Annotated in this window: 13 protein-coding genes and 1 tRNA gene; 11 read left to right on the forward strand and 3 right to left on the reverse strand. The window is 69.2% G+C overall.

Going from position 1 to position 20215, the window contains the following annotated elements; translation table 11 throughout:
* Positions 1-164: 164 nt before the first annotated feature.
* Positions 165-827: a DegT/DnrJ/EryC1/StrS family aminotransferase gene (locus tag ACWDEW_RS27310; protein WP_406465271.1), complete on the forward strand. Its 663-nt coding sequence runs from the start codon at positions 165-167 to the stop codon at positions 825-827.
* A gap of 95 nt (positions 828-922) precedes the next feature.
* A tRNA-Thr gene (locus tag ACWDEW_RS27315) sits at positions 923-998 on the forward strand.
* A 51-nt stretch (positions 999-1049) separates the two neighbouring features.
* Here the strand turns inward: ACWDEW_RS27315 and ACWDEW_RS27320 are convergent.
* Positions 1050-3800: a SpoIIE family protein phosphatase gene (locus ACWDEW_RS27320; protein ID WP_450515855.1), complete on the reverse strand. Its 2751-nt coding sequence runs from the start codon at positions 3798-3800 to the stop codon at positions 1050-1052.
* Between the two features lie 378 nt (positions 3801-4178).
* Between ACWDEW_RS27320 and ACWDEW_RS27325 the strand changes: the two genes are divergently transcribed.
* The 9 genes from ACWDEW_RS27325 (at position 4179) to ACWDEW_RS27365 (ending at position 18558) form a co-directional block, all read left to right on the forward strand.
* Positions 4179-9659: a HAMP domain-containing protein gene (locus tag ACWDEW_RS27325; protein WP_450515857.1), complete on the forward strand. Its 5481-nt coding sequence runs from the start codon at positions 4179-4181 to the stop codon at positions 9657-9659.
* Positions 9660-9945: 286 nt separating this feature from the next.
* A complete protein-coding gene (locus ACWDEW_RS27330; protein WP_200714639.1) occupies positions 9946-10629 on the forward strand; it encodes a response regulator in 684 nt (227 codons plus the stop codon).
* A 123-nt stretch (positions 10630-10752) separates the two neighbouring features.
* Positions 10753-13458, forward strand: a complete 2706-nt coding sequence (locus tag ACWDEW_RS27335; protein ID WP_450515859.1) for a DNA translocase FtsK — start codon at positions 10753-10755, stop codon at positions 13456-13458.
* Positions 13459-13725: 267 nt separating this feature from the next.
* The gene (locus ACWDEW_RS27340) at positions 13726-14586 is read left to right on the forward strand and encodes a helix-turn-helix domain-containing protein (protein WP_450515861.1); all 861 of its coding nucleotides are present in this window, start codon (positions 13726-13728) and stop codon (positions 14584-14586) included.
* Positions 14587-14677: 91 nt separating this feature from the next.
* On the forward strand, positions 14678-16150 hold the full coding sequence (gene rimO / locus ACWDEW_RS27345) for a 30S ribosomal protein S12 methylthiotransferase RimO (protein ID WP_450515863.1): 1473 nt from the start codon (positions 14678-14680) through the stop codon (positions 16148-16150).
* Positions 16147-16974 (forward strand): CDP-diacylglycerol--glycerol-3-phosphate 3-phosphatidyltransferase, encoded by an 828-nt coding sequence (gene pgsA / locus ACWDEW_RS27350; RefSeq protein ID WP_450515865.1) that lies wholly within the window; start codon positions 16147-16149, stop codon positions 16972-16974. The genes rimO and pgsA overlap by 4 nt, the downstream gene beginning before the upstream one ends.
* Positions 16971-17516 carry a CinA family protein gene (locus ACWDEW_RS27355; RefSeq protein WP_450515866.1) on the forward strand — a complete coding sequence of 182 codons (546 nt, stop codon included), beginning with the start codon at positions 16971-16973 and terminating at the stop codon, positions 17514-17516. Before pgsA ends, ACWDEW_RS27355 begins: the two co-directional genes overlap by 4 nt.
* A gap of 109 nt (positions 17517-17625) precedes the next feature.
* Positions 17626-18000: a helix-turn-helix domain-containing protein gene (locus tag ACWDEW_RS27360; RefSeq protein ID WP_019075583.1), complete on the forward strand. Its 375-nt coding sequence runs from the start codon at positions 17626-17628 to the stop codon at positions 17998-18000.
* A gap of 279 nt (positions 18001-18279) precedes the next feature.
* Entirely contained in the window at positions 18280-18558 is a 279-nt protein-coding gene (locus ACWDEW_RS27365; RefSeq protein ID WP_450515868.1) for a hypothetical protein, read from the forward strand.
* Here ACWDEW_RS27365 and ACWDEW_RS27370 read toward each other — a convergent pair.
* Both ACWDEW_RS27370 and ACWDEW_RS27375 read right to left on the reverse strand, forming a co-directional pair.
* Positions 18506-19270 (reverse strand): SDR family NAD(P)-dependent oxidoreductase, encoded by a 765-nt coding sequence (locus tag ACWDEW_RS27370; RefSeq protein WP_450515869.1) that lies wholly within the window; start codon positions 19268-19270, stop codon positions 18506-18508. The two genes, ACWDEW_RS27365 and ACWDEW_RS27370, sit on opposite strands and share 53 nt — an antisense overlap.
* A 32-nt stretch (positions 19271-19302) precedes the next feature.
* Positions 19303-20181 (reverse strand): Fpg/Nei family DNA glycosylase, encoded by an 879-nt coding sequence (locus tag ACWDEW_RS27375; protein ID WP_450515871.1) that lies wholly within the window; start codon positions 20179-20181, stop codon positions 19303-19305.
* Between the last annotated feature and the right edge of the window lie 34 nt (positions 20182-20215).

Below are 20215 nucleotides of genomic sequence, written 5' to 3' on the forward strand. Positions count from 1 at the left end.
GCCGATGGTACTGCAGGGGGGACCCTGTGGGAGAGTAGGACGCCGCCGAACAAATTCTGAAAGGGTTGGACCCTGAACTTCGGTTCGGGGTCCAACCCTTTTTTGTTGGGCGTCACTTGAAGTTCACGTTGCGCAATCACCATCCGAGCATGGGTACTGCTGCAATGCTCAGGGCCGCAGGCGTCGGACTCGGTGACGAGGTCGTCGTGCCGGCGTTCGGGAACGTGGAAGTCGCCGAGGCCGTCACTCTCGCGGGTGGGCTGCCAGTGTTCGCCGACATAGATCCGGTGACGTACTGCCTCGACGCGTCCGCTGTCGAAGCGGCCGTAACTCCGCGTACGGCGGCGATAGTTGTCGTACACCGATTCGGTCGGTCGGCTGATATGGCGCGGCTGCTCGGGGTCGGGCAGCGACATGGGCTGCTGGTGTTGCAGCAGGGGGAGTCCGAGGCGCCGTACGACGAGGTGGCTCAGCGGCGGGAGCGGGCCTCCTATCTGGATGCGAAGTTGCGTGGGGTGCGGACGCCCGACGGTGGGGACGGGCACACCTACCAGCAGTACATCGTGCGGGTGCCGGGGAACGGGCGGCCGGATCGCGATGCCTTCGCTCGGGCCGTGCGGGGCAGGGGAGTTGAGTGCCGGGTGCCGGTGAAGACGCCTGTGCATCGGCTGCCGGAGTTCCGGCGGTGTGTGGCGCTGCCCGAGACCGAGCGGGCCGCGGACGAGACGCTCGCGCTGCCGGTGGACGCGTCGTTGACGAAGCGGGAGATGCAGCGGATCGTTTCTGCGTGCAACGCGCTGGGGGGACTGCTGCAGCCCGCTTTCTGACCGAGTCGGGGTCGGACGGCGGTGGTTGGGCGCACGGGCCTGTTCGGGGTATGATTCTTTTCGTCGCCGCGAGGGAAGCCTCGGGAAAGCGACAGGCCCTCTTAGCTCAGTCGGTAGAGCGTCTCCATGGTAAGGAGAAGGTCAACGGTTCGATTCCGTTAGAGGGCTCCATTAACTGAAAGGCCCCGCCCAATTGGGCGGGGCCTTTTGCGTGTTCGGGTGTCAGTCCTTCTGGAGGCCCGGGACGCGCATGGCGAGGATGGCCATGTCGTCGGACGGGGCGTCCGACGCGAAGCGTTCGACCGCGCGCATGATGCGGGCCGCGACCGCGCCGGCCGTAAGGCCCGTACAGGTGGTGAGGACGTCCGTGAGGCCGTCGTCGCCCAGCATGCGGGTGCCTTCGCGGCGTTCGGTGACGCCGTCCGTGACGCACAGGAGGACGTCGCCCGGGTCGAGGGTGACCGTCTGCTCGTAGAGCTCCAGGTCGTCCATGACGCCGAGGAGGGGCTGGGGTTCGGCGGCCGGTTCGACCGTGCCGTCCTGGCGCAGGCGGAGCGGGAGCGGGTGGCCGGCGCAGACCACCTTCAGCTTGGCGCTGCCGTCCTCCTGGGGCCACAACTCGCCGTAGAGGAGCGTCAGGAAGCGGCTGCGGGCGCCCTCGTCGAGGATCGCGGAGTTGAGGCGCTCCAGGACCGCGGGGCCGCCGAAACCCTCTCTGGCGAGCAGGCGGAGGGCGTGACGGGCCAGACCCGTGACCGCGGCTGCCTCGGGGCCGGTGCCGCAGACGTCGCCGATGGCGAAGCCGTAGACGCCGTCGCGGATGGGGAAGAGGTCGTAGAAGTCGCCGCCGACTTCGTTGCCCTCGCCGGCCGCGCGGTAGATGACCTCGACCTCGACGCCCTCGATGTGGGGAAGGTCGGGGGGCAGGAGGCTGCGCTGGAGGGACTGGCTGATGGCCGTGCGCTCCGAGTACAGGCGGGCGTTGTCGAGGGCGAGGGCGGCCCGGCGGCTCAAGTCCTCGGCCAGTTCCAGGATTTCCTGGCGGAAGTGCTCGTCGGTGGGCTTGCCGAGGGTCAGCATGCCGATGACACGGTTGCGGGCGACCAGGGGGAGGACGACTGTTTCGCCGCCGACCGCAGAGGCCGTGGCGAGAGTTGGGCCGATGCCCGAGCTGACGCGGCGGGTGGGCTCGCCGAGGCCGAGGTTGCGCATGGAGGTGCGCAGGGCCGCCTGGTGGGCGGCCTCGGCGGGGGCGGCCCAGACGCGGGCGCCGGGGGTGGGGACCGGGTCCGGAGGGGCGATCTTGGAGAGCAACGACTTGATGCCGTCGATGAGTTCCTCGTCCTCGTGCAGGACGTACGAGAGGTACGGGTCCGAGGCCTGGTCGGCGATCGTGTAGACCGCGCACCAGGTGGCGAGGGTCGGAACCGTCATCTGGGCCATGAGGGCCAGGGTTTGGTCGCGGTCCAGGGTGCCGGCGAGGAGGTCGGAGGCCTCCACCAGGAAGCTGAGGGAGCCGCGGCGCAGGCGTTCCAGTTCGCCCAGGCGGGCCGACTCGACCGCCAACGCGATGCGGTCGGCGGCGAATTGGAGGCGAAGGGCCTCTTCGTTCGAGTATTTGTTGGGGCCTTCGGCGGCGACTCCCAGGGAGCCGGTGAGGCGGCCCTCGACCTTGAGGGGGACGGTGACGACCGAGCGCATTCCGGTGCCGCTGAGGAGCGGTACGGCACCTGGGACGGCTTGGAGGTCTTCGTGGACAGCCGGCATGCGGGCGGAGCCGTAGCGGCCGGGGCCCGCTTCGACGGGCACGCGCGCGAAGCGCTGGCGGGCGGAGGGCAGGCCCGTGGAGGCGCGGACCTCCAACTCCGTTTCGTCGTCGGTCGCGAGGAGGAGGAACGCGGAGTCTCCGTCGAGCATGTCGCGGGCGCGCTCGACCGTGCGCTGGAGGAGGCCGTCGAGGTCGTCCGGCGCGGGGGAGCCGATGAACACCTCGAAGGGATCGGCGTTATGGCCGTCCGGGGTGGACGCCGCGTCGGGGGCCGGGCCGCGCAACGGGGTCTGGAGAACCGCGCGTTCGTGGTCCCTCACCAGAAGGCACACGGTTGACGGCTCGCCGCCGGTGTCGCGGACGCGGAGGTGGGAGGCGTACACCGGGATCACGCGGCCGTCGGCGCCTCGGATGCCGTAACTGCCCTCCCAGCGGGAGAGACGGAGGGCCTCGGCGATGCCGGTGCTGGTCCCCGGGGTGTGTGGCCAGGCCGCGAGGTCGGTCAGGGGCTTGCCGGTGACCTGCTCGGCGGCGAAGCCGAAGAGTTCCTCGGCGTCCTCGTTCCAGGACGCGATGGAGCCCGTACGGTCGATCTGGACGACCGCGACACGGACCCTGCCGTCGGCGAGCGGGAGCAGGGCTGCCGGGAGGGACGGGCCGGCCGCGCGGGTGCCCACCGGGCGGGCGGGGAGGTCGAGTTGGAACCAGACCAGCTTCTGTGTGGGCGTGTAGTCGACGCCCCAGCGGCTGGCCAGCGCGGCACACAGTTGGAGGCCGCGGCCGCCCTCACGGTCGGGGCTGCTCATGGTGATCGCGGCCCCCTGGAGAGGGATTTCGCGTTCCGGATAGTGGTCGGCGACCTCGATCCGCACACCGTCGTCACTCCGTAGACACAGAACATCCGCGGCCGTGCCCGCGTGGACCACGGCGTTGGTCACCAGTTCGCTGGTGAGGACCACGGCGTCGTCGACGATGTCGGCGAAGCCCCAGCCCTGCAGGGTGTCGCGGACGAAGGACCGCGCGGTGGCGACCGATCGTCCGACGGGCTCGAAGCTGGCTGCCGCGCGCGCGGTGATCACAGAACTCCTCGGCCTGTTGTCGGCGGGCAGGGGCCCATGGCCGATCGGCGCCTGCCGGGGCAACGGCTGGTTCCCGGTCGGCGGGGGATCCTGGGGCGTGCCTCCAGGATGCAGTCCGGTGGTCATGGTGCGGTGCCCCTCCGATGCCTGCCCGCTCGTGCTCGTGCCACCGCCCAGGCCGGACGGAACCGGCGAGGCTGGACAGCCGCATGCAAGGTTACTTACCTTCACCGTCCACGCGGATGCCGGTCGCGGTGTTTCCGTCCGGAGGGTGTGCGGACGATGTGCGAAGCTGCCGAACTGTTATGGCCTGGTTCAGGCAGGGTGAAACACTGGGCAGGATTCTGGTGAAGGTCCGGGCAGGCTGGGTGTCTTCTGTGTACGGAGGGCGGCAGGCCCTGTTGAAGCCCGGTAAACCGGGCAGAGATACGCGGCAGTAACTGATACGCCGAGCAGTAGCACCCAAGCACAGCAGTAACGGTCGACCCCTGCGGGAGGGACACAGTGGAGTCTGGCGCAGCGACGCGGGCCACCAAGACGCGCGCGAAAGGCGGACAGTCCCTGAAGAACCAGCGCAAACCGCGCAATGGGACCACGGAAGTGGACGCGGCGTCCTTGGACCGGCTGCTGACGGCTCTCGTCTCCATGCGGGACGGGAACTTCCGCAAGCGGCTCACGGTGTCCGGCGACGGCGTGATGTCGGAGATCGCCGCCGTGTTCAACGAGGTGGCCGACCGTAATCTGCACCTCACGGGTGAGCTGTCGCGGGTGCGGCGCGTGGTGGGCCGTGAGGGAAAGCTCACGGAGCGGCTGGAGACGGCCGCCTGTGAGGGTTCCTGGGCCTCGGCCATCGATGCCTCCAACGCGCTCGTGGACGACCTCGTACGGCCCGTCTCGGAGGTCGGACGGGTGCTCTCCGCGGTGGCGGAGGGTGATCTGTCGCCGCGCATGGAGCTGCGGACGCAGGCGCAGGACGACGGGAACGGGCATCCGCTGCGCGGGGAGTTCCTGAAGGTCGGGCGGACCGTCAACAATCTGGTCGACCAGCTGTCGACCTTCACCGACGAGGTCACACGCGTGGCCAGCGAGGTGGGCACCGAGGGCAAGCTCGGCGGGCAGGCACGCGTGCGTGGCATGTCCGGCTCCTGGAAGGACCTCACGGAGTCCGTCAACACGATGGCGTACCGGCTGACGGCCCAGGTGCGGGACATCGCGCTGGTGACGACGGCGGTCGCCAAGGGGGACCTGTCACGCAAGGTCACCGTTCATGTCGCCGGTGAGATGCTGGAGCTGAAGAACACCGTCAACACGATGGTGGACCAGCTGTCGTCGTTCTCCTCGGAGGTGACCCGAGTCGCCCGTGAGGTGGGCACCGAGGGTGAGCTGGGCGGCCAGGCGCAGGTGCCGGGTGTGGCCGGGGTGTGGAAGGACCTCACCGACTCGGTGAACATCATGGCCGGCAACCTGACGGCCCAGGTGCGCGGGATCGCCCAGGTGACGACTGCGGTCGCCAACGGTGACCTGTCACAGAAGGTGACGGTGTCGGCGCGGGGCGAGGTCGCCCAGCTCGCCGAGACGATCAACCAGATGACCGAGACGCTGCGCACCTTCGCCGACGAGGTCACGCGCGTGGCCAACGAAGTCGGTGCCGAGGGGCAGCTCGGCGGGCAGGCGAACGTGCCGGGTGCGGCGGGGACGTGGAAGGACCTCACCGACTCGGTGAACACGGTCTTCCGGAACCTGACGATCCAGGTGCGGGACATCGCCGCCGTGACGACCGCCGTGGCGAGCGGTGACCTCTCCCAGAAGGTCACGGTGAACGTCGCCGGCGAGATGCTGGAACTGAAGAACACCGTCAACGGGATGGTCGATCAGCTGTCCTCGTTCGGTGCCGAGGTCACACGCGTGGCGCGCGAGATCGGCGTCGAGGGCGAGCTGGGCGGCCAGGCGCAGGTGCCGGGCGCGGCGGGTACCTGGAAGGACTTGACCGACTCGGTCAACACCGCATTCCGCAACCTCACCGGCCAGGTGCGCAACATCGCCCAGGTGACGACGGCCGTGGCCAACGGCGACCTCTCCCAGAAGGTCACCGTCGATGTGTCCGGCGAGATGCTTCAGTTGAAGAACACCGTCAACACGATGGTCGACCAACTGTCGTCGTTCGCCGACCAGGTGACCCGGATGGCCCGGGACGTGGGCACCGAGGGACGGCTGGGCGGCCAGGCGCGCGTGGACGGCGTCTCGGGCACCTGGAAGGAACTCACCGACTCCGTCAACTCGATGGCCGGGAACCTCACCTCCCAGGTGCGCAACATCGCCCAGGTGACGACGGCGGTGGCCCAGGGCGACCTGTCGCAGAAGATCGACGTGGACGCGCGCGGCGAGATCCTTGAGCTGAAGAACACCATCAACACGATGGTTGATCAACTCTCCGCGTTCGCCGACCAGGTGACCCGGGTCGCCCGCGAGGTGGGCACGGAGGGCCGGCTCGGCGGGCAGGCGCAGGTACCCGGTGTCGCCGGTGTGTGGCGCGACCTGACCGACTCCGTGAACGGCATGGCCGGCAACCTCACCGCCCAGGTGCGCAACATCGCGCAGGTCGCGACCGCGGTTGCCCGGGGTGACCTGTCCCAGAAGATCACCGTGGACGCGCGCGGGGAGATCCTGGAGCTGAAGAACACCCTGAACACGATGGTCGACCAGCTCTCCTCGTTCGCCGAGGAGGTCACGCGCGTGGCCCGCGAGGTGGGCACCGAGGGCCAGTTGGGCGGTCAGGCCGAGGTGCAGGGTGTCTCCGGCACCTGGAAGGACCTCACGCAGTCGGTGAACTTCATGGCGAACAACCTGACCATCCAGGTGCGTCAGATCGCCGAGGTCACGACCGCCGTCGCCAAGGGCGACCTGTCCAAGAAGATCACTGTTGACGCGAAGGGCGAGATCCTTGAGCTCGTCACGACGGTCAACACCATGGTTGATCAACTCTCGTCGTTCGCCGAGCAGGTGACCCGGGTGGCCCGCGAGGTGGGCACCGAGGGCATCCTGGGCGGCCAGGCGCACGTGCCGGGCATCACGGGCATCTGGAAGGACCTCAGCGGCAACGTCAACCTGATGGCCAACAACCTGACCATGCAGGTGCGGAACATCTCCCAGGTCGCGGCGGCCGTCGCCAACGGCGACCTGACCCGGACGGTGACGATCGAGGCGCGCGGCGAGGTCCAGCAGCTCGCCGACACCTTCAACACCATGGTGAAGACGCTGAGTTCGTTCGCCGACCAGGTCACCAAGGTGGCCCGCGAGGTGGGCACGGACGGCATCCTGGGCGGCCAGGCGCACGTTCCGGGTGTGGCGGGCACCTGGAAGGACCTCACCGACTCGGTGAACGGCATGGCGTCCAACCTGACCGGTCAGGTGCGCAACATCGCGATGGTCACGACAGCCATCGCGAAGGGTGACCTGACCAAGAAGATCGACATTGACGCCCGCGGCGAGATCCTGGAACTCAAGACGACGATCAACACCATGGTTGATCAGCTGTCCAGTTTCGCCGAGGAGGTCACCCGGGTGGCCCGCGAGGTGGGCACGGAAGGCCAGTTGGGCGGTCAGGCACGCGTGCGTGACGTCGACGGCACCTGGCGCGACCTCACCGAGTCCGTGAACGAGATGGCCGGGAACCTGACCCGTCAGGTGCGTGCCATCGCGCGCGTGGCGACCGCGGTGACCCGGGGCGACCTGAACCTGAAGATCGACGTGGACGCGTCCGGGGAGATCCAGGAACTTCAGGACTACATCAACAAGATGATCGCCAACCTGCGCGACACCACGATCGCCAACAAGGAGCAGGACTGGCTCAAGGGCAACCTCGCCCGCATCTCCGCACTGATGCAGGGCCGCCGCGACCTGGACGACGTCGCCTCGCTGATCATGAGCGAGCTGACACCGGTGGTCTCCGCGCAGCACGGCGCGTTCTTCCTCGCGCTGCCCCTGGCCGACGCGGAGGGCGAGGAGGCGTACGAACTGCGCATGCTCGGGTCCTACGGCTACTCGATGGGCTCCATGCCGACGTCGTTCAGGCCCGGTGAGGCGCTGATCGGGACGGCCGCCCAGGAGCGGCGCACGATCCTCGTGGAGAACGCGCCCAGCGGCTATCTGAAGATCTCCTCGGGGCTCGGGGAGGCACCGCCCGCGCAGGTGATCGTGCTTCCGGTGCTGTTCGAGGGGAAGGTGCTCGGCGTCATCGAGCTGGCCTCCTTCACGCCCTTCACGCAGATCCAGAAGGACTTCCTCAACCAGATCGCCGAGATGATCGCGACCAGCGTCAACACCATCTCCGTCAACACCAAGACGGAGCTGCTGCTGAAGCAGTCCCAGGAGCTGACCGAGCAACTCCAGGAGCGGTCGGCCGAGTTGGAGAACCGGCAGAAGGCACTCCAGTCGTCCAACGCCGAACTGGAGGAGAAGGCCGAGCTGCTGGCCCAGCAGAACCGGGACATCGAGGTGAAGAACACAGAGATCGAGGAGGCCCGGCAGGTCCTGGAGGAACGCGCCGAGCAGCTCGCCGTGTCGATGCGCTACAAGAGCGAGTTCCTCGCCAACATGTCGCACGAGCTGCGCACACCGCTCAACTCGCTGCTGATCCTGGCCAAGTTGCTCGCCGACAACGCGGAGGGGAACCTCTCCCCGAAGCAGGTCGAGTTCGCCGAGACGATCCACGGCGCCGGGTCCGACCTGCTCCAGCTGATCAACGACATCCTGGACCTGTCGAAGGTCGAGGCGGGCAAGATGGACGTCTCTCCGACACGCATCGCGCTCGTCCAGCTCGTCGACTACGTAGAGGCCACTTTCCGCCCGCTGACCGCGGAGAAGGGCCTCGACCTGTCCGTCCGGGTCTCGCCGGAACTGCCCGCCACGCTCCACACCGACGAGCAGCGGCTGCTCCAGGTGCTGCGCAACCTGCTGTCCAACGCGGTGAAGTTCACCGACTCCGGGGCGGTCGAACTGGTCATCCGGCCGGCCGGCGCCGATGTGCCGGTAGCCATCAGGGAGCAGCTCCTGGAGGCCGGTTCGCTGCGGGACGCGGACGCCGACCTGATCGCGTTCTCGGTGACCGACACCGGGATCGGGATCGCGGGCAGCAAGATGCGGGTCATCTTCGAGGCGTTCAAGCAGGCGGACGGTACGACCAGCCGCAAGTACGGCGGTACGGGCCTCGGGCTGTCGATCTCCCGGGAGATCGCGCAGCTGCTCGGCGGAGAGATCTTCGCGCAGAGCGAACCGGGACGCGGTTCGACGTTCACGCTGTATTTGCCGCTGCACCCGAGCGAACTGCCTCCGCAGGGCTACCAGCAGCTGCCCGCGCTGGAGGCGGGCGACCTCGTGGCGTCCTCCGCCGCGGAACTCGCCGAGCTGTCCGAGCGGAGCGAGGTGGACATCGAGACGCCGGCCGAGGTGAAGTCGTACCACGAGACGCAGAACGGTGCCGCCGCGCTCTTCAGGAGGCGCCGCAGGGCCGTGTCCTCGATCGAGCGGTCCGCGCCGCAGCTGGGGCAGACCGTGCGGGACCAGTGGGCCGCAGAGGAGGCCGCGCCGGCGTCGCGCCGGGGTATCCGGTTCAACGGGGAGAAGGTGCTCATCGTCGACGACGACATCCGCAACGTCTTCGCGCTGACGAGCGTCCTGGAGCAGCACGGGCTGTCCGTGCTGTACGCGGAGAACGGCCGGGAGGGCATCGAAGTCCTGGAGCAGCACGACGATGTGACGGTCGTTCTGATGGACATCATGATGCCCGAGATGGACGGATACGCGACGACGACGGCGATCCGCAGGATGCCGCAGTTCGCCGGGCTTCCGATCATCGCGCTGACCGCGAAGGCGATGAAGGGCGACCGGGAGAAGGCGATCGAGTCCGGTGCCTCGGACTACGTCACCAAGCCGGTCGATCCCGATCATCTGCTGTCGGTGATGGAGCAGTGGATGCGTCCGGAGTGAGGGAAACGACCGGGCCTGACGGGAAAGCAGTGGGAACGGTGCGGGGAACGTCCGGTGTGCACGCGGAGTTGCTGACTCAGTGTGTCCGAAGCCGTGTAGAAGTACGGGATTCGGGGAACCTTCTGGTCTCCCGCTACGTTTCTGCTTCGTGCACAGTGACATCGCGGTGACAGGGTGTGGCGACAGGCGGGGTGCGGCTACCATGACCGGCACAAGGACGGGCGGCGCAAGAGAGCCGTCCTCTGGGGCGGCGCCCGGTGCACATCCGGGGCGAGGAGGGCGGGCCATGGTGCAGAAGGCCAAGATCCTTCTGGTCGATGACCGGCCGGAGAATCTGCTTGCGCTGGAGGCCATCCTCTCTGCGCTCGATCAGACACTGGTTCGGGCATCGTCCGGGGAGGAAGCGCTCAAAGCACTGCTCACGGACGACTTCGCGGTCATTCTGCTGGACGTCCAGATGCCGGGCATGGACGGTTTCGAAACCGCCGCGCACATCAAGCGACGGGAGCGGACCCGGGACATCCCGATCATCTTCCTCACCGCGATCAACCACGGCCCGCACCACACCTTCCGGGGGTACGCGGCGGGCGCGGTGGACTACATCTCCAAGCCGTTCGACCCGTGGGTGCTGCGCGCGAAGGTCTCGGTCTTCGTCGAGCTGTACATGAAGAACTGCCAACTGCGGGAGCAGGCGGCGCTGTTGCGGCTCCAGCTGGAGGGCGGCGGCAAGCCCGCGGTCGGTGCGGCCAAGGAACCGGCCGGACTGCTCGCCGAGCTGTCGGCGCGGCTCGCGGCCGTCGAGGAGCAGGCCGAGGCGCTGTCCAAGCAGCTCGACGACGAGTCGGCGGACGCGGCGGCCGTGGCCACCGCGGCCCATCTCGAACGCAAACTCACCGGACTGCGCAGGGCGCTCGACGCCCTGGAGCCGGGCACCGGCACCGGAGCACCTTCGCTTCCGTCCCAGAACTGACGTCCGCCGCGGGCGCAGTTGTGCGTGAGCGTGCGTCAGTTGCCCGTCCCGTACGGGCGACACGAACGGGTGAAGCAGTGGGCACACGTGTCCCCTGCGCTCTCCACAGGTAACCTCACACCTATGGCCTCACGTCCCTCCGCAGCCAAGAAGCAGCCCGCCAAGAGGGCTGCTCCGGCGAAGGCTCCGGCGAAGAAGGCCGCCGCGAAAAGGCCGCCGGCGAAGAAGGCGGTCGCAAAGAAGACCGCCCGCCCGGCGCCCAAGCCCGCGCCCAGCCCCACCGGCGGCATCGTCAAGCTCGTGCGCGCCATCTGGCTCGGCACCGCGCACGCCGTCGGCGCCGTGTTCCGCGGCATAGGGCAGGGTGCGAAGAACCTCGACCCGGCCCATCGCAAGGACGGCGTGGCACTGCTCCTGTTCGGCCTCGCGCTCATCGTCGCCGCCGGCACCTGGGCCGACCTGCGCGGCCCGGTCGGCGACCTCGTCGAGATCCTGGTGACCGGCGCGTTCGGCCGCCTCGACCTGCTCGTGCCGATACTGCTCGCGGTGATCGCCGTGCGCCTCATCCGGCACCCGGAGAAGCCCGAGGCCAACGGCCGCATCGTGATCGGCCTGTCCGCGCTCGTCATCGGCGTGCTCGGCCAGGTCCACATCGCCTGCGGCGCGCCCGCCCGCAGCGACGGCATGCAGGCGATAAGGGACGCCGGCGGTCTCATCGGCTGGGGTGTGGCGACCCCGCTGACGTACACCATGGGCGAGGTGCTCGCCGTACCCCTGCTCGTGCTGCTCACGATCTTCGGGCTGCTGGTCGTCACGGCCACACCCGTCAACGCGATCCCGCAGCGCCTGCGGCTGCTCGGGGTGAAGCTGGGCATCGTCCACGACCCCGACGACGAGGACGAGTTCGGCGAGGACGACGAGCGCTACGACGAGCAGTGGCGCGAGGCGCTGCCCGCGCGCTCCCGCAAGCGCGGGAGCGACCCCGAGGCGTACGACCCCGAGAGCGCGGAGCAGGAGGCCCTCAGCAGGCGCCGGAGCCGCCCCAGGCGCTCCGCGGTGCCCCAGCCCGACATGCACCGCCCCATGGACGCCGTGGACGTCGCAGCGGCCGCCGCAGCCGCCCTCGACGGAGCCGTCCTGCACGGCATGCCGCCCTCGCCGATCGTCGCCGACCTCACCCAGGGCGTACGGGTGGGAGGCGACCGCGAGGACACCACCCCCACGCCCGTCCCGGCCCCCGCCGCGCGCCCCAAGCAGGAGAAGCTCAAGGCCGAGGTCATGGACCTCACGAAGGCGCCCCCGGAGGAGCCCCGCGACCTGCCGCCGCGTGCCGAGCAGCTCCAGCTCTCCGGCGACATCACGTACGCGCTGCCCTCGCTCGACCTCCTCACGCGCGGGGGCCCCGGCAAGGCGCGCAGCGCCGCGAACGACGCCGTGGTCGCCTCCCTGACGAACGTCTTCTCCGAGTTCAAGGTCGACGCCGCCGTCACCGGCTTCACGCGCGGGCCCACGGTCACCCGCTACGAGGTGGAGCTCGGCCCCGCCGTCAAGGTGGAGCGGATCACCGCTCTCACGAAGAACATCGCCTACGCCGTCGCCAGCCCCGATGTGCGGATCATCAGCCCGATCCCCGGCAAGTCCGCGGTCGGCATCGAGATCCCGAACACGGACCGGGAGATGGTCAACGTAGGAGACGTCCTGCGCCTCGCGGACGCGGCCGAGGACGACCATCCGATGCTCGTGGCGCTCGGCAAGGACGTCGAGGGCGGCTACGTCATGGCCAACATGGCGAAGATGCCGCACATCCTGGTGGCCGGTGCCACCGGCTCCGGCAAGTCGTCCTGCATCAACTGCCTGATCACGTCGATCATGTGCCGCGCCACCCCCGAGGACGTCCGCATGGTCCTCGTCGACCCCAAGCGCGTCGAACTGACCGCCTACGAAGGCATCCCGCACCTGATCACGCCCATCATCACCAACCCGAAGCGGGCCGCCGAGGCGCTCCAGTGGGTCGTACGCGAGATGGACCTCAGGTATGACGACCTCGCGGCCTTCGGGTACCGGCACATCGACGACTTCAACCAGGCGATCCGCGACGGCAAGCTGAAGACGCCGGAGGGCAGTGAGCGGGAGCTCAAGACCTATCCGTATCTCCTGGTGATCGTCGACGAGCTCGCCGACCTGATGATGGTCGCGCCGAGGGACGTCGAGGACTCGATCGTGCGCATCACGCAGCTCGCGCGCGCGGCCGGCATCCACCTGGTGCTCGCGACACAGCGCCCCTCCGTGGACGTCGTCACGGGCCTGATCAAGGCGAACGTGCCCTCCAGGCTCGCGTTCGCCACCTCCTCGCTCGCCGACTCCCGGGTCATCCTCGACCAGCCCGGGGCCGAGAAGCTGATCGGCAAGGGCGACGGGCTGTACCTGCCGATGGGTCAGAACAAGCCCACCCGTATGCAGGGCGCCTTCGTCACCGAGGACGAGATCCACGCAGTCGTCCAGCACTGCAAGGATCAGATGACCCCGGTCTTCCGGGAGGACGTCACCGTCGGCACCAAGCAGAAGAAGGAGATCGACGAGGACATCGGCGACGACCTCGACCTGCTGTGCCAGGCGGCGGAACTGGTCGTGTCCACGCAGTTCGGGTCCACCTCGATGCTCCAGCGCAAGCTGCGCGTCGGCTTCGCCAAGGCCGGGCGGTTGATGGACCTCATGGAGTCCCGCGGCATCGTCGGACCCAGTGAGGGGTCCAAGGCGCGTGACGTTCTGCTGAAGGGCGACGAGTTGGACGGCGTGCTCGCGGTGATCCGCGGGGAGTCCGAGGGCTAGGAGTGGGTAGGCGGTTCCCCAAGGGGGTGCGACGGGCCGTGACTCACCCGTTAGAGATCGTCGGGCAACCGTTTCCCTTTGCCGTACGTCAAGTTGAGCGAGAGGACAGATGGGGCTCCCGCCACGGGGTCCGTGTCTGGCCCGCCATCGGTCTGTCCGGCCATACCGATGGCGTACAAAGTCCCACCGCCCGGTTGCCCCACCCTTTCACACCCCCCCTAGACTGAACCTCCAGCACAGGCGGCTACACGCTCGAAAGGCGCCCCCGTGTCCATCGGCAACTCCCCTCAAGACGAGCCTCCGTTCGAAGACGGTCGCTCCGAAGACGGTCATGAGGAAGCAGCCCGCCCTTCCGTCGGCCGGACCCTGCAACAGGCTCGTATCGCCGCCGGGCTGACCGTCGACGACGTCAGCAGTGTCACCCGGGTCCGCATCGCCATCGTGCACGCCATCGAAGCCGACGACTTCACGCCCTGCGGCGGTGACGTGTACGCGCGCGGGCACATCCGGACCCTCGCCAGGGCCGTCCACATCGATCCCGCCCCGCTCCTCGCGCGCTACGACGACGATCACGGCGGCCGCCCGGCCCCGACGCCGGCGGCGCCTCTGTTCGAGGCGGAACGCATCCGTCCGGAGCGGCGGGGGCCCAACTGGACCGCCGCCATGGTCGCCGCGATCGTCGCGGTGGTCGGCTTCGTCGGATTCACCGCCTTCAAGGGCGGCGACAGCGACAGCGACGCCAAGTCGCAGGTCGCCCAGGGAGCCTCGCCCAGCGCCAGCAAACCCGCCAAGCCGACACCCTCGAACACCAACTCCGCCACCCCCAAGTCCGACCCCTCCGACAGCGCCATCGCCGCCGCTCCGCAGGACAAGGTGACGGTGCAGGTGACCGCGGTCGACGGCCGCAGCTGGATCTCCGCCAAGGACCACAACGGCCGGATGCTCTTCGACGGACTCCTCAAGAAGGGCGAGTCCAAGACCTTCCAGGACAGCTCGAAGGTCAACCTGATCCTCGGCGACGCGGGCGCGATCCAGCTCTACGTCAACGGCAAGAAGATCGAGGACGACTTCCAGCCCGGAGCTGTGGAGCGCCTCACGTACACGAAGGGCGACCCCGAGGTCGGATAACCGGTCCGGCGGATGGTTGCTCAAGGGGTTGGCCAAGATCGGCCAACCCCTTCGACGTGGGGTGTCAGTGGGACGAAGTAGTCTTGAGCCCATGCCTGAACGCCGTACCGTCGCACTCGTCACTCTTGGCTGCGCCCGTAACGAGGTGGACTCGGAGGAGCTCGCAGGCCGCTTGGAGGCGGACGGCTGGCAACTCGTGGAGGACGCCGAGGACGCGGACGTCGCCGTCGTCAACACCTGTGGCTTCGTCGAGGCCGCCAAGAAGGACTCCGTAGACGCCCTCCTGGAAGCCAACGACCTCAAGGGGCATGGCAGAACGCAGGCCGTCGTGGCGGTGGGCTGCATGGCCGAGCGGTACGGCAAGGAACTCGCCGAGGCGCTGCCCGAGGCCGACGGAGTGCTCGGCTTCGACGACTACGCCGACATCTCCGACCGCCTGCAGACCATCCTGAATGGCGGCATCCACGCCTCGCACACCCCGCGCGACCGCCGCAAGCTGCTGCCGATCAGCCCCGCCGAGCGGCAGGAGTCCGCCGCCGACGTCGCGCTGCCCGGCCACGGCCCGGCCGACCTCCCGGACGGCCTCGCGCCCGCCTCGGGCCCCCGCGCGCCCCTGCGCCGCCGCCTGGACGGCTCCCCGGTCGCCTCGGTGAAGCTCGCCTCCGGCTGCGACCGGCGCTGCTCCTTCTGCGCCATCCCGTCCTTCCGCGGCTCCTTCATCTCGCGCCGCCCGAGCGACGTACTCAACGAGACGCGCTGGCTGGCCGAACAGGGCGTCAAGGAGATCATGCTGGTCTCCGAGAACAACACGTCCTACGGCAAGGACCTGGGCGACATCCGCCTCCTGGAGACGCTGCTGCCCGAGCTGGCGGACATCGACGGCCTGGAGCGCGTGCGCGTCAGCTACCTCCAGCCGGCCGAGATGCGCCCCGGGCTCATCGACGTGCTCACCTCGACACCGAAGATCGCGCCCTACTTCGACCTGTCCTTCCAGCACTCCGCGCCCGACGTGCTGCGCTCCATGCGCCGCTTCGGCGACACCGACCGCTTCCTCGAACTGCTCGACACCATCCGCTCCAAGGCCCCGCAGGCCGGCGTGCGCTCCAACTTCATCGTCGGCTTCCCCGGCGAGACCGAGGCCGACCTCGCCGAGCTGGAGCGCTTCCTGAACGGTGCGCGGCTGGACGCCATCGGTGTCTTCGGCTACTCCGACGAGGAGGGTACGGAGGCGGCGACGTACGACAAGAAGCTCGACCAGGACGTCGTCGACGAGCGGCTCGCGCACATCTCGCGGCTGGCCGAGGAACTCGTCTCGCAGCGCGCCGAGGAACGCGTCGGCGAGACCGTTCACGTGCTGGTGGAGTCGGTGGACTCCGAGGACGGCGTCTACGGCCGCGGCGAGCACCAGGCGCCGGAGACGGACGGCCAGGTGCTCCTCACGAGCGGCGAAGGCCTGAGCGTCGGCCGTATGGTCGAGGCGAAGGTGGTCGGTACGGAAGGTGTCGACCTGGTGGCCGAGCCGCTCCTGGGCTCGCTCGCGTGTAGTGAGGAGGCGGGCAGATGACCGGAGTCCCGGCATCGGCGGCGGGCGGCACCTCCAGCGCGAACGACGCGCCCGCGAGCGCGGGTTCCGGTGCGGCCTCCGGTGGCGCCCCTTCCGGCGCGATGTCGGGCAGTGTCTCCGGCGGTGTCCCCTCCGGGGGAGTCCCGGCCGGTGGTGCCTCCGGTGTTGGCGAGTCCGGCGTGCTCGGCGGCCCGAAGCCCGCGCGCGGTGCGAAGGTCGTCGCCGCCGCCGTCAACCAGGCGAGCGTCTGGAACATTGCCAACTTCCTGACCATGCTCCGGCTGCTGCTCGTCCCCGGCTTCGTCGCCCTGATGCTGGCCGACGGCGGGTACGACCCGGCGATGCGGTCGTTCGCCTGGGCGGCGTTCGCCATCGCCATGATCACCGACCTGTTCGACGGCCATCTGGCGCGCACCTACGACCTCGTCACCGACTTCGGGAAGATCGCCGACCCCATCGCCGACAAGGCGATCATGGGCGCGGCGCTGATCTGTCTGTCCTCGCTCGGCGATCTCCCGTGGTGGGTGACCGTCGTCATCCTCGGCCGGGAACTCGGGATCACGCTGCTGCGTTTTCTTGTCATCCGGTACGGCGTCATTCCCGCGTCGCGCGGCGGCAAGCTGAAGACGCTCACCCAGGGCGTGGCCGTAGGCATGTATGTGCTGGCGCTCACGGGATGGCTGGCCACTCTGAGGTTCTGGGTGATGGCCGCGGCGGTCGTGCTGACCGTGCTGACCGGGCTCGACTATGTGAGACAGGCCATTGTGCTGCGCAGGCAGGGAATCGCCGAGCGCATGGCGGCGTCGGAGGAGACGGAAGCGTGAGTTCCATGGCCACTGAAGTGGTGCGACTACTGACTGTGAGCGGTGCGACGCTCGCTGTCGCCGAGTCGCTCACCGGTGGTCTGGTTGCGGCGGAGATCACATCGGTGCCCGGAGCCTCCAAGGCCTTCCGCGGTTCGGTCACCGCCTACGCCACCGAGCTGAAGCACCAGTTGCTCGGTGTCGACGCCGCCCTGCTGGCCGAGCGGGGAGCGGTGGATGCGCAGGTAGCGGCACAGATGGCGGCCGGCGTGCGGAAGGCGCTGGGTGCCGACTGGGGCATCGCGACCACCGGTGTGGCGGGTCCGGAGCCGCAGGACGGGCAGCCCGTGGGCACCGTTTTCGTGGCCGTGGACGGGCCCTTTGGTCCGGATTCGGATGGACCCGGTGGCGGGAAAGTGGCTGCGCTGCGGTTGAACGGCGGCCGGGCGGAAATTCGTATGGAGAGTGTACGGAGCGTACTCGCGCTGCTTCTGGAGCGGCTCGTGAGCGAACAGACCGGAAATGAGCGGACACAGGATACGGAACAGAACGGGGGGTTTTGATGTTTGCAGCCCTGAGTGAACACGACATCGCTCCCCGCACGGCCGCGGCGCAAGGCGGTACGGTGGGGCGAGAAGGATGCGGCTACGCGGTCCGAGGAGGGAGCCACCGATGATTCTGCTCCGTCGCCTGCTGGGTGACGTGCTGCGTCGGCAGCGCCAGCGCCAGGGCCGTACTCTGCGCGAAGTCTCCTCGTCCGCCCGAGTCTCACTCGGCTATCTCTCCGAGGTGGAGCGGGGGCAGAAGGAGGCTTCCTCTGAACTGCTCTCCGCCATCTGCGACGCGTTGGACGTACGGATGTCCGAGCTCATGCGGGAAGTGAGTGACGAACTCGCTCTCGCCGAGCTGGCCCAGTCTGCTGCGGCCACCGATTCCGTGCCCACGTCGGTACGTCCGATGCTGGGTTCTGTGTCGGTGACCGGTGTGCCGCCGGAACGGGTGACCATCAAGGCCCCCGCCGAGGCGGTGGACGTGGTCGCCGCGTGACCCTGACGCCGGTCTGAGCCGATGCGGCGCTGACCGGCATTGAAGTTGTGCTGAGGGCCCCGGCCGGGGCTTCTCCGGTGAGAGCTGGAGAGGTGCGGTCGGGGTCTTTCGCGTTCCGGGCGCCTTGTGCGGCCGCGCGCTTTGTCGGTCCGTGGCGGTCCGTTTGCCGGTGTGGCCCAGTGCGGTCATGGTTGAGGCGGGTGGTGCGTCCGTGTGCCGTCGATGCGCCCTCCTCGCGGGTGACCGTGGCGGTCTAGCGTCCGGCTGGAGGTGGTGGCCATGACGGGGCGGATAGCGCGCCGGGGGGCTGCCCTGGGACTTGGGGCGCTGTGGTGGTGGGCCGTGCTGCGGCTCACTCTGGCGCCGGACGCCGGGGTCCTGGAGGGGGCGGTCGCGGCCGGAGGGTGGGGCCTGAGCCTGCTGCCGGTGCACTGTGTGCCGAAGGCCAGGGCGGCCGGAGCCGTGGGCCAGGGACGCTGGAGGGAGGCCTGGCGGGTGCCCCTCGCTACCACGGCATCGCCACACCCCCGTTCGGACGGAGGATCTGACCCGTCGTGAACGAGGACGCGTCGGACGCCAGATACAGCACGGCCTGCGCGATGTCCTCCGGCTCACCTACCCGGCCCAGCGGCGACAGCCGGGCCATCAGCGCCTCGGTGCGCGCCTGCGCCTCGCCCTCGTGGTGATCGGTCATGGGCGTGCGTATCCAGCCCGGTGCTACGGCGTTGACGCGGATGCCGTGCCGGCCGACCTCCGTCGCCAGCGTCTTCGTCAGCTGGACGACGGCCGCCTTCGCCGCGCTGTAGCAGAGCAGCCCGGACCCTCCGGTGTCGATCGCGCCCGAGGCCATGGTGACGATGCTCCCCCTGGTACCGCGGTCGAGCATCAGCCGGGCCGCCTCCTGGCAGCCGTACAGGACACCCTTGAAGTTGACGTTCAGCACTCGGTCGAGATCCTCGTCGCGGGTCTCCAGCACTGTGCTGCTGTGCATGATCCCGGCGACCGCCGCCATCACATGCAGCTCCTCGCAGGACTCGACGGCCTGCCTCATCTGCGCGCGATCGGTCACGTCGAGGTGGTGGGTGCGGGCGGTGCCGCCCTTGTCCTTGATCAGGGTCGCCGTCTCGTGCAGACCCTGGCTGTCACGGTCGGCGCAGTGCACGGCGGCACCCGCCTCGGCGAGCAGCACGGCCGAGGCGCGGCCGATACCGCTGGCGGCGCCGGTGACGAAAGCGGTGCGTCCGGTGAGGTCGTACGCCTTGACGGGCATGCAGCGACGGTACGAGGGTTTCTGACGGGTCGTCAATTAGTCGTACGGCGTTGAGTTTCGCGAAGTGGGGAGGTGCCCGGGGCCGGTCCGATCTGGCAGGTCGGGCACCAGTAGGTGGGGCGCTCGCGCGAGCCGTCGCCCTGGTCGGCCGTGCGGATCGGGGTGCCGCAGCGCAGGCAGGGGCGGGGGGCGCGGCCGTAGACGAACAGGTCGGGGGTGTGGGGGCCGCCCGTGGTGCGGTGTGCGGAACCGTTCGTGATGTTGCTCGTGGTGTTGCGGACCGGGCGGTCGCGGTTGGCTTCCAGGAGGCGCTTGGCGATGGCGGGGAGTTTCGCCGCGCGGTCGGCGGGGAGGGCGCCGATGGGGAGCCAGGGGGTGGCGCCGAGGAGGAAGCAGAGTTCGCTTTTGTAGATGTTGCCGATGCCGGCCAGGTTGCGCTGGTCGAGCAGGGCCTCGCCCAGGGGGCGGGCAGGGTCGGCGAGGAGGTTGGCCAGCGCCTGCTCGGGGTTCCAGTCGGGGCCCAGGAGGTCGGGGCCGAGGTGGCCGACGGCGCGGTGTTCTTCGCTGGTGCGGAGGAGTTCCAGGACGGGGAGGCGGTAGCCGACGGCCGTGCGGTCGGCGGTGCCGAGGATCACGCGGATCTGGTGGGCCGGGCCGCCACCGCTCCAGCGCTGACCGTTGGCGTACACCCGCCAGGTGCCGTCCATGCGCAGATGTGAGTGGAGGGTGAGGTTGCCCTCGACGCGGGTCAGCAGATGCTTGCCCCGGGGTGTGACGTCCAGGACGGTGCGTCCGGTGAGGTCCGCCGTGGCGTACTTGGGCACTCTGAGGTCGCTGCGGGTCAGCACTTTGCCCGCGAGGGCGGTGTGGAGGCGCTTCGCGGTCTGCCAGACGGTGTCGCCTTCAGGCATGGGTCAAGGGTGGCACGCGGTGGTGAGGGTCGGT

This window comes from Streptomyces sp. NPDC001100, assembly GCF_053598575.1.

Excerpts from the sequence above, each read along its gene's own strand:
- ACWDEW_RS27370 (WP_450515869.1), bottom strand. The coding sequence starts at position 19,270 with ATGCCCGTCAAGGCGTACGACCTCACCGGACGCACCGCTTTCGTCACC.
- rimO (WP_450515863.1), top strand. The coding sequence starts at position 14,678 with ATGCCTGAACGCCGTACCGTCGCACTCGTCACTCTTGGCTGCGCCCGT.
- ACWDEW_RS27310 (WP_406465271.1), top strand. The coding sequence starts at position 165 with ATGCTCAGGGCCGCAGGCGTCGGACTCGGTGACGAGGTCGTCGTGCCG.
- ACWDEW_RS27320 (WP_450515855.1), bottom strand. The coding sequence starts at position 3,800 with ATGACCACCGGACTGCATCCTGGAGGCACGCCCCAGGATCCCCCGCCG.
- ACWDEW_RS27365 (WP_450515868.1), top strand. The coding sequence starts at position 18,280 with ATGACGGGGCGGATAGCGCGCCGGGGGGCTGCCCTGGGACTTGGGGCG.
- ACWDEW_RS27330 (WP_200714639.1), top strand. The coding sequence starts at position 9,946 with ATGGTGCAGAAGGCCAAGATCCTTCTGGTCGATGACCGGCCGGAGAAT.
- ACWDEW_RS27335 (WP_450515859.1), top strand. The coding sequence starts at position 10,753 with ATGGCCTCACGTCCCTCCGCAGCCAAGAAGCAGCCCGCCAAGAGGGCT.
- pgsA (WP_450515865.1), top strand. The coding sequence starts at position 16,147 with ATGACCGGAGTCCCGGCATCGGCGGCGGGCGGCACCTCCAGCGCGAAC.
- ACWDEW_RS27375 (WP_450515871.1), bottom strand. The coding sequence starts at position 20,181 with ATGCCTGAAGGCGACACCGTCTGGCAGACCGCGAAGCGCCTCCACACC.
- ACWDEW_RS27360 (WP_019075583.1), top strand. The coding sequence starts at position 17,626 with ATGATTCTGCTCCGTCGCCTGCTGGGTGACGTGCTGCGTCGGCAGCGC.